This window comes from Waterburya sp., from assembly GCF_058530065.1.
This window is the reverse complement of sequence record NZ_JBZNBU010000206.1, coordinates 1-9686: the sequence shown is the minus strand read 5'-3', so window position 1 is coordinate 9686 and position 9686 is coordinate 1. Positions and strand designations below refer to the sequence as shown.

9 protein-coding genes and 1 pseudogene are annotated in these 9686 nt (G+C 38.7%); 7 read left to right on the top strand and 3 right to left on the bottom strand.

Features of this window, described 5'->3' with window-relative positions:
* Positions 1 to 135 precede the first annotated feature (135 nt).
* The 3 genes from AC33VI_RS12785 (at position 136) to AC33VI_RS12775 (ending at position 5210) form a co-directional block, all read left to right on the top strand.
* Positions 136 to 1845 carry an N-6 DNA methylase gene (locus AC33VI_RS12785; RefSeq protein WP_491782650.1) on the top strand — a complete coding sequence of 570 codons (1710 nt, stop codon included), beginning with the start codon at positions 136 to 138 and terminating at the stop codon, positions 1843 to 1845.
* Positions 1845 to 3044, top strand: coding sequence for a restriction endonuclease subunit S (locus AC33VI_RS12780; protein WP_491782649.1), 1200 nt, complete (start codon positions 1845 to 1847; stop codon positions 3042 to 3044). The genes AC33VI_RS12785 and AC33VI_RS12780 overlap by 1 nt, the downstream gene beginning before the upstream one ends.
* 264 nt (positions 3045 to 3308) lie before the next feature.
* Positions 3309 to 5210 carry an RNA/DNA-binding domain-containing protein gene (locus AC33VI_RS12775; RefSeq protein ID WP_491782648.1) on the top strand — a complete coding sequence of 634 codons (1902 nt, stop codon included), beginning with the start codon at positions 3309 to 3311 and terminating at the stop codon, positions 5208 to 5210.
* 51 nt (positions 5211 to 5261) lie between these two features.
* Here the strand turns inward: AC33VI_RS12775 and AC33VI_RS12770 are convergent, their stop codons facing one another.
* The 3 genes and pseudogenes from AC33VI_RS12770 to AC33VI_RS12760 all read right to left on the bottom strand — a co-directional run.
* Positions 5262 to 5588, bottom strand: a complete 327-nt coding sequence (locus tag AC33VI_RS12770; protein WP_491782647.1) for a hypothetical protein — start codon at positions 5586 to 5588, stop codon at positions 5262 to 5264.
* A complete protein-coding gene (locus tag AC33VI_RS12765) occupies positions 5581 to 5901 on the bottom strand; it encodes a hypothetical protein (protein WP_491782646.1) in 321 nt (106 codons plus the stop codon). Before AC33VI_RS12765 ends, AC33VI_RS12770 begins: the two co-directional genes overlap by 8 nt.
* Positions 5902 to 6171: 270 nt before the next feature.
* Positions 6172 to 6600, bottom strand: a pseudogene (locus AC33VI_RS12760) (TniB family NTP-binding protein); the annotation flags it as partial.
* Positions 6601 to 6872: 272 nt separating this feature from the next.
* Here AC33VI_RS12760 and AC33VI_RS12755 point away from each other — a divergent pair.
* The 4 genes from AC33VI_RS12755 (at position 6873) to AC33VI_RS12740 (ending at position 9560) form a co-directional block, all read left to right on the top strand.
* Positions 6873 to 7082, top strand: a complete 210-nt coding sequence (locus AC33VI_RS12755; protein ID WP_491782645.1) for a hypothetical protein — start codon at positions 6873 to 6875, stop codon at positions 7080 to 7082.
* Between the two features lie 141 nt (positions 7083 to 7223).
* Positions 7224 to 7469, top strand: a complete 246-nt coding sequence (locus AC33VI_RS12750) for a type II toxin-antitoxin system Phd/YefM family antitoxin (protein WP_491782644.1) — start codon at positions 7224 to 7226, stop codon at positions 7467 to 7469.
* Positions 7470 to 7856, top strand: a complete 387-nt coding sequence (locus AC33VI_RS12745) for a type II toxin-antitoxin system VapC family toxin (protein ID WP_491782643.1) — start codon at positions 7470 to 7472, stop codon at positions 7854 to 7856. It abuts the gene before it with no gap.
* 51 nt (positions 7857 to 7907) lie between these two features.
* Positions 7908 to 9560, top strand: a complete 1653-nt coding sequence (locus AC33VI_RS12740; RefSeq protein ID WP_491782642.1) for a tetratricopeptide repeat protein — start codon at positions 7908 to 7910, stop codon at positions 9558 to 9560.
* Positions 9561 to 9686: the final 126 nt, after the last annotated feature.

Here is a 9686-nt window from a genome sequence, read left to right as displayed (position 1 = left end):
TGTTATAGTCTGTAATCCCCTCTATTTTGCCTTGAGTAAATTGAGTAATGTTTGCATTAAATATGTTAGGCGGAAGTATGCTGTCATACGATACTACCTCTGGATAACTTTTATTTGTTTCGGGATCGATCTATCATGCGGAAGGATAAGGGGTTAAATGGAGAGTTAGATCGCCTTCCTCAGTTGACTTGGATTATGTTTCTCAAGCTGTTGGACGATGCGGAAAAACTACGGGAAGATGAAGCGGAATTAGCAGGGAAGAATTACAAATCCGCTTTTAAAGCCCCCTATCGTTGGCGTAATTGGGCTGCTAATGAAAACTTTAGTGGCGATCGCCTGAAGAACTTTATCAATAATGACGAAGCAGATCTACCAGACGAAACAAAGGGTTTGGGGTTACTGGCTTATCTACGGAGTCTGAAAAGCAAAACGGGACGCGATCGCGCCGATGTCATTGCCAAAGTATTTAAAGATGTTAATAACCGCATGATTAGCGGGACATTGTTATTTGATGTTCTTAGCAAGATAAACGAAATTCACTTCAACAGATCGGAAGAAGTCAATATACTCAGTCTTCTTTACGAATCGATGTTAAAAGAAATGCGCGATGCTGCGGGAGATTCGGGAGAATTTTATACTCCTCGCCCTGTAATTCGCTTTATGGTAGAAGTAATCGCCCCCAAACTAGGAGAAACCATCCTCGATCCTGCTTGTGGTACGGGTGGTTTTTTAGTTGAAGCTTACAAATATCTCAAAAAACAATCTACTGCTACCGATTGGCAAATTTTACAGCAAAGCATTATCGGCGGGGAAGCCAAATCATTACCCCTAATGCTGGCGCACATGAACCTGTTGCTACACGGTTTTGAATATCCCGATATCGATAGCGGTAATAGTTTACGCAAAAAACTTTCCGAAATGGGAATCAAAGACAGGGTAGATATTATTCTGACTAACCCACCTTTTGGGGGAGAAGAAGAAGACAGAATTAAAAATAACTTTCCTAGTGACAAACAAACTAAAGAAACGGCATTGTTATTCTTGCAGTTAATTATGCGGAAGCTGCAAAAAGATAACCATGTCGGCAAAGCAGGAGTAGTATTTCCTAACGGGGTACTATTCGGGGATGGTGTCTGCGCCAAAATCAAGGAAGATTTACTGCAAAAATTCAATCTACATACCATTGTGCGCCTACCCAACGGCGTATTTGAACCCTATACCAAAATCCCCACCAATCTATTATTTTTCGATTCCTCTCAACCTACGGAAGAAATTTGGTACTACGAAATACCTTTACCAGAAGGTAGAAAAAACTACACCAAAACCAAACCCATCCAAGATGAAGCTTTTTCCGACTGTATTGAATGGTGGAACAAGAGAGAATCAAATGATCGAGCTTGGAAATACAACTTCAAGGAAGTTAAAGAAAAAGCGATTGCAGAAGCTACTCCTCATTGGAACACAGCCAAGGAAACAACAGCAACCGCCGATAACTGCATAAAACAAGTTAAAGAGTTTGAAGAAAAAATTAAACACCTAGAAAGTAAGATCCTCGATTTCACTCCCAAAAAAGAACAAAAAGAAATTAAATCTAAAATCAAAAGCATCAAGCAAGACATCAAACAACTACAAACCGAAGAAAAACAACAAAGAGAAACTGCAAAGGAAGAACAAACCAAAGGGGATGCTATCTACTGGGCAATCTATAACCTAGATCGAAAAAATCCCAATTCAGGACAAGAATTTGAACATTTACCACCAGAAGAATTATTAGCCAGCATTTTAGAAAAAGACCAACAAATTGCTGAACTAATGACCGAGATAAATTCCATCATCAATGAGTAATGAATAATTACCAAGTTGCGTTAAAAGATATCGTTGAACCAGTAGAAAGATCGGAAGCACCAATTCCTGGAAAAATTTACAAGCAAATCGGAGTCAGGCTTTGGGGTGAGGGTGCTTATCAAAGAGAATCAATTGATGGTAGTCAAACAAAGTATAAAAAACTATTCAAAATAGACACGAACGATATTGTAGTCAATAAAATATGGGCAAGAAACGGAAGTGTTACAGTTATTCCTTCTAATCTGTCTGGATGTTATGTATCTAATGAATTTCCTAGTTTTAAACCAAATTTAGATGAGTTAGATCCACGCTGGTTCTATTGGTTTACTAAAACCAAGTCCTGTTGGCAACAATGCGATGAAAAATCAAGAGGTACAAGTGGTAAAAATAGAATTCGTCCAGAAAAATTTCTAGAAGTTGAAATTCTATTACCCTCATTAGAAGAACAACGGCGGATAGTGGCGAAGGTTGAGGAATTAGGGGGGAAGCTAGAAGAAGCGCGATCGCTCCGCGAACAAACAATTAAAGAAACTAGTATTCTATATAATTCGGCTCTTAGTTCACTTATTGATTCAGATTGCGAAGGTTGGAAACAAGCAAAAATAGAGGACGTAATCTTAAATATGGGTGCTGGCTGGAGTCCACAATGTGAAAAGTACCCAGCTTCAAAAGGGGAATGGGGCGTACTCAAGACAACTTCAGTTCAGTGGAATAGATTTTTTCCTTCAGAAAATAAAGCTTTGCCTCCATCTCTAAAACCAAGACCAGCATTATGTGTTGAAGAGGGTGATATTTTAGTGACAAGAGCAGGTCCAAGGAAAAGGGTAGGAGTAGTAGCTGCGGTGAGAGAATCAAACCCTCGCCTTATGATTTCGGATAAGATAATTAGACTTAAACCTAATGAGCAAGAAATCAATCCTCTTTTTTTAGAAATATCGTTAGCATCTCCTTTTTCCCAAAAATATTTTTTCAACAGAAAAACAGGACTAGCAGATGCACAAGTTAACATATCACAAACAATTCTACGAGCTACACCTATTACCTATCCTTGTCTGAAAGAACAAGAGAGGATCGTTGATTATCTTGATCGCCTTCAAAGCAAAGTAGATGAAATGAAACGCTTACGAGAACAGTCTCTACAAGAATTAGATGCACTGCTACCTTCCATTCTCGATAAAGCATTTAAAGGTGAGCTATGAACTGATAAGCGATCGCACTTTGTAGAGATTTAGAGAAAAGCGATCGCATTTATGACAAGTCTTATTTCATAAAATAGGCTATCCATGAAATAAGAAACCAAAATTTTCGCCTTATTTCAAGGTGATGAAATAAGAACACTATATTTAGCTCTTTTGGCTGGCGATTATCCGCAAATCCAGGAATTAACATCAGATTATAAAAGGTGAGGTATAAATAGTAGTGCTTGTAGATTTTTGTTGAAGTGCGATCGCTATTTTTCCCAAATGGATTTAGAAACCCTCCTCGAAAAACTGGACATTGGTGAAAGCCAAGATTTTGAATGTAAAAGGGCTGAAGATAATGTACCAAAAGATGCCTGGAAAAGTATTTCAGCTTTTGCCAATACTGAAGGGGGTTATGTCGTTCTTGGCGTTTCCGAGAAAAAAGGTAGATTTGAAATCCTCGGTGTTAATAATCCAAAAAAACAGCTTAAAGATTTTTGGGACAACCATAACAATACTGGAAAACTGAGCATTCCTATCTGTAATGAGTCAGATGTAGCTATCGAGAAAGTCGAAGATAAATCTCTCATCATTATTAAAGTCCCCAAAGCAACTCGTACTCAGCGTCCTGTTTATATCAACAATAATCCCATGACAGGGACTTATAAACGCAATTATGAAGGAGATTATCTTTGTACAGAGGACGAAATCCGTCAAATGCTTCGTGATGCGAGTAGCCAGCCTCAAGATTCTCAAATTTTAGAAAATTTCGATCTCAACGATATCGACCCAGAAACAATCAAAGCCTATCGTCAGAGATTTAGCTCTAGAGAACCAGATCATCCTTGGTTAGCATTAGACGATAAAGAATTGCTTTTTCAGTTAGGAGGATGGAAACGCGATCGCAGCACAGGCAAAGAAGGGCTAACTGTCGCTGGATTACTCATGTTTGGTTATGAAAGAAGCATTTTAGACGCTTTTTCTCACTATCATTTAGACTATCAGGAAAGACTATCTAACGATCCAGAAGAACGTTGGACATACAGAGTTACGTTAGATGGTAAATGGGAATCTAATCTATTTAATTTTTACTATCGCGTTTACGGGAGATTAGTTAACGATCTAGATGTTCCCTTTAAATTAGATCGAGATGCTGTCCGTAAGGAAGAAACTCATGTTCATCAAGCATTGAGAGAAGCTTTAGTTAACACCATAATTCATGCCGACCACCTATCAACTCGACCCCTAAAAATTCTGAAGTTTCAAGATTTATTTATTTTTTCTAACCCTGGTCGTCTTAGAATTCCTCTCGAACGTCTTTATGATGGAGGTGAAAGCGATCCTCGCAATCCCAATTTGCAAAAAATGTTTCAAATGCTAGGCTTGAGCGAAAAGGCTGGCTCTGGATTTCCCAAAATTCTTCGAGCTTGGCGGGAACAACAATGGTTTAGACCTTTAGTATCTGAAAAGCTCGATCTAGATTTGACAACGGTTGCATTACCAATGGTCAGTTTAATTCCTGAAGAAATTGAGCGGGAATTGCGATCGCTTGTTGGTGAAGATTATCACTATCTTTCTGAACTAGACAGAATCATTTTAGTTCTTGCTCATCGTTTTGGAGAAATCAACAATAGCGATATTCAGTGCTATAGTCAAAAACATCCTAAAGATATTGGTGACTGTCTCAAAAATTTGGCGGACAAAGGTTGGCTCGATAAATCTGGTCGTGGTCGTGGAACATATTACAGTTTGCCAACTTCAGAAAGTAAAAACTTACTTTCATTACTTCAAAACACTTCAACTTCTCAACCAAGCTCCGATCATTTGACTGGGAACTCCGATCATTTAGAAAAAAGCTCCGATCATTTGACTGGGAACTCCGATCATTTGGAAGAAAGCTTCGATCATTTGACTGGGAACTCTGATGATTTGGAAAAACTAAAGGCGATCGCAAGACCTGTCAGAGAAAAAAGGAAAGTTTCAGCAGATGTAATGCGACAAGCCATTTTAGAGGTGTGCCAAGAGAGATTTTTAACTCTGCAACAATTAGAAGTAATACTCGATCGCACTAATTCTACACTTAGAACTCGATTTCTTAAAAAGATGGTAGACGAAGGACTTATAGAATTAAAATACCCCGACAAACCAAATCATCCCGAACAAGCCTATCGAACCAAAACATAAAAAGCGATCGCCTCTGCTATAAGTCAAGGAAAACTAATAACTAGATAGCAATTAATTTCCTTCCAATTGCTTATTATCAATAGCTTTGACTGTCGGAAACCGATAATAAATTTTTCCTGCTTCGGTTATCTCAACATCTGCATCAAGCTGTATTGCTAAACGCTCCAAAAATTTTTTACTTTTAGCTGGAGAAATGCCTGCATTCAAAACCAGATCGGATATAGTTACAATTCCCTCATGGCGATCGACTAAATACTTTGTTTCTCTGAGTAATTTTTGATATTCATCTTCCTTAGAGGAAAGTAACCAATTAATACTCATCCCAAACAAAGAACCCAAAATAAAAGTTCCTGAAACAATGGAAGATACATCACTCACTTCGATCGGTCTCCTTGTTTACAATAATGACTATTCCTTTTAAATAACGCAGAGCCGATTTGCAAATCGCCATTGGAGCAGTTACACCAGAATCCCAAGCATCTGGTTCAAAGGTAGATAAAAATGGCTCTTCTGGTTGAGCAGCATTAGAGTAAAAGACTTCAAAGTGAGGAAAATCAGAATTGTTAAACTGCCATACAACTAATTCCAAAGCTGCTTTTAAATCTGTTGAGTAAGGACGAAGTGGTAAATTAAAGCGATCGCTAATAAGCCGATCTAATTCCCCAAGTGAATTAAGATGAATTGTTTCCATTGCTCCATATCCTATGTAAATATTATTTCTAAAAAAAGGCAAAATTAACAAGGCTTTTGCTTTTTAACCATTTCAGCAAAAGGCAAAAAACACCTGCTGCACCAGCCATCTACCCATAAAGACGTAATGGGGAATCTAGCCTTACAGTTGGGACATTCCGACAACAACCGAAGCTGATGTTGCTCACATCTATCTGTCTGCTTAAACTGCCATTCAATCCGATGGCAAGGCGACTCAACATAACAAGCTGCACAGAGGCGAATTGGCTGATGCTTCATACCTACACCTTCTGGTGATAACATCATAGCCTCTAGTTGCTAGGGCTAAGACTTTGAGCATAGCTTTACTACTCAAGTTTGAAGCTACAGGCAATCTTAAGATATCGCGTTCCCAGATATCTACAGTCTTTTTAAATTCAACTCCAGATAATTTGCCAAAACCATGACAAGCTCTAAAACGATTGTGAACTTGTTCGTCTCTTCTAACTACTACATCCAGACGATCCGTTCCCACCAAAACTACAGAAATACCCAAATTATCAAAAATATCTCTTACATCTGCAAATGTCTTGGGTTTCAGGCGATCTGCTTCGTCAATAATCAACATTTCAACTTGGCATCTCTCCAAAACTTTTAAAGTTCTATTCCTGATTTCTCCAACAGTTCCTTGAAGATGATGATAGTCCTCTAGGTGATGTAGATAATGACACCGACGGTGATGGTATTCCCGACAGTGAAGATGATGATATTGATGGGGATGGTATCGACAACGACGAGGATGATGACATCGACGGCGACGGTATCAATAATGATGAAGATGAAGATGAGGATGATGATGGCGATGGTATTCGCGATGAAGATGAGGAAGATAATCTGGTAGAGTCAGAAGAAGATCCTCTGCTAGCGGCTTTCTGTCGAACCAAAATCAAAGTCACCCCTATCCCAGGAACAAACAAAGTCAAAGCCAGATGTTTGGGACAAACTCTCTCGTTTGTCTTTACTCAACCCCAGGATGCGGAGGTCAACCCCATACCCATTAGGCAAGAACAATTCCCCGAACTGTTAACTGGTGATGAGATTCTGGAATTTGATGGCGATACTAGTTTCTGGTTTCAGCCATTGAATGATGAAGCGGGCAATCCGATTAGATTCTCGTTTGATTTCGATCGCCATTCTAAATAGAAAACAAATGCAATAGATAATCGGTAGAGTGGGCGATGTGAAGTAAATACTTTAATACATTGTCTGCTCTACTTTTAGATTATTTTAGGCAAATATATTTTTAAAACGATAAACTTGGTTTGTAGACTTAGTTTAGTTAAGATGAGCAAACCAATCAATATTCACGAAGCAAAAACTCAACTATCAAAACTATTATCGCGGGTAGCTTTAGGAGAAGAATTTACTATTGCTAATCGTGGTGTTCCCATTGCCAAACTCATTCCCTATACTCCCGTTGACGATAAAAGCGATCGCATACCTGGGAGACTTACCAATCAAATTGAAATTAGAGATGATTTCAATCGGCTAGATGAAGAAGTGATGGGATTATTTTACGGGGACGAATAAATGAGATTATTGTTGGATACTTGTTGCTGGTTATGGTGGTTGAGCGACACTAGCAAACTTAGTCAAAAACAGTTAGATGCTTTGATTAGTCGTCAGAATCATTTGTATTTGTCAGTGGCTACTATTTGGGAACTAAGTATCAAGATTAATAATGGTAAATTAACGATTCCTCAGTCTCTCGATAAATTGGTAGCCAAAGAATGTCCGCAGGATAATATCGAAATCATAGATATTAAACCCATCCATGCGATCGAAGCTGGTTCTCTACCTCTACATCACAAAGATCCTTTCGATCGCATGATTATAACTCAGGGAAATATAGAAAATTTAACGGTCGTAACAGGTGATGCCATATTTCAAAAGTATGATGTTTCTATATTGCTATAAATCTCTTACACTGAATTATTGATTTGTAAAATGCTCGTATCAAAGACGATCTTGTCAGACAAATTTAAAAATACTTTAATTTTGCAAGTTTATAGGGTAGGAATCGGCTTGATTTTCTCACTGTTACTGACGACTAGAGTCAATTCTCAACAATCGCTTACTATCAATCAATCGAATAGCTATGAGAATAAACTTTTAGCTCAAGTTAATTCTGCCCAGGAATTATTCGATCGCGGGCAACAAGAATTACAACAAGGCGATGTAGAAGCTGCGATCGCAACTTGGCAAAAGGCAGCAACTCTTTACCAGGAACAGAATAATTCTCAAGGTGCAACTCTCTCTCTGGGTAATATTGGTTTGGCTTATGAAGCTTTAGAGGACTATCCTCAGGCAGTAAGCTATTTTGAGCAAGCCTTAGCTACTGCCGAACAAACTAATAATAAGCAATTGATTGCCAGTATTGAGGGAAATTTAGGCAATAATTATCTGCGAGTAGGGAACTATCCCCAGGCAATATCGGCTTTTGATCGCTCTTTATCCCTCTGGCAAGAATTAAACAACCAAGCCGCAGTAGGACAAGTATTGCGGGGTATGGGAAATGTGCAGATTGCCATCGGTAACTACGAAAAAGCAGAAGTTTTTCACCAACAGGCATTAACTATTGCCCGCGATTTTCAAAACCAGGAAGGGATTATTTATTCACAAAATAGTTTAGGTGCGATCGCAGCAAATCGAGGTAAATATCCCCAAGCACAAAAATTTTATCAACAAAGTTTACAAGAAATTCAAACCCTAGAAGATAGCCCACAAAAACAAAAACTTACCGCCCAGACTCTAAATAATCTCGCCAGTAGCTATCACGCCAGCATGGATTACGATCGCGCCTTAGATAATTACGATCAAAGTCTCAATATTGCCCAGGAAAACAATTTTGTGGCGTTGGAAGGAACGATAATTAGCGGTATTGGTTCGGTGTATCTCAGTCTAGATGACTTTACTGCGGCTAAAGAAAACTTAGAATTAGGTTTACTCAAAGCCCAAGCTTCAGGCGATCGCTTATTAGAAGCAGAAAGTTTACATAATCTGGGTTACGCTCAATGGAAATTAAATGACTTAGAAGAGGCTGAAACTAGTTTTCGTCAGGCGATCGCTTTAAGGGAATCAATGCGAGAAGGCTTAAAAGATCTCGATCGCATTTCTTTATTTGATACCCAACTACAAAGCTATCCTCTCCTACGCCGAGTTTTAATCGCTCAAAATAATCCCGAAGCAGCTTTAGAAGTGGCAGAAGCAGAAAGGGCGCGATCTTTTATTGAACTATTGGCTACTAGACTGACTCCTGAAGCGGCATCCAACGAAGCTTTAAGGCAACAAACCGCCCCACCAGATATTAAGAAAATCAAAGAAATTGCTCGCAAGCATGATGCTACCTTAGTTGAATATGCTTTTATTGCCGATGAAAACTTTGTGGCACAGGGCAAGCTACACGGAGAATATAAACAAATTTATATTTGGGTAGTCAAACCCACAGGAGAGGTTGCCTTTCAACAGGTAGATCTATCTCCCCAACAGGCAAAACTTATTGAATCAGCAGGATCTTGGTCTGATAAATGGCAAAATAGAGCTTCTACCATCGAAGAAGATGAACTATATACTAGTTTCACCGAATTGCACCGCGCTTTACACGATATTTGTCAATACTAAAAAGATAGTGAGATTAAGTTATCTTCAATTATATGAACTGGTTACTATTAGCTGTTGGTGGAGTTGGTTCGGGAATATTATCGGGTTTGTTAGGTATTGGTGGGGGATTTATTATTGTTTCTCTAT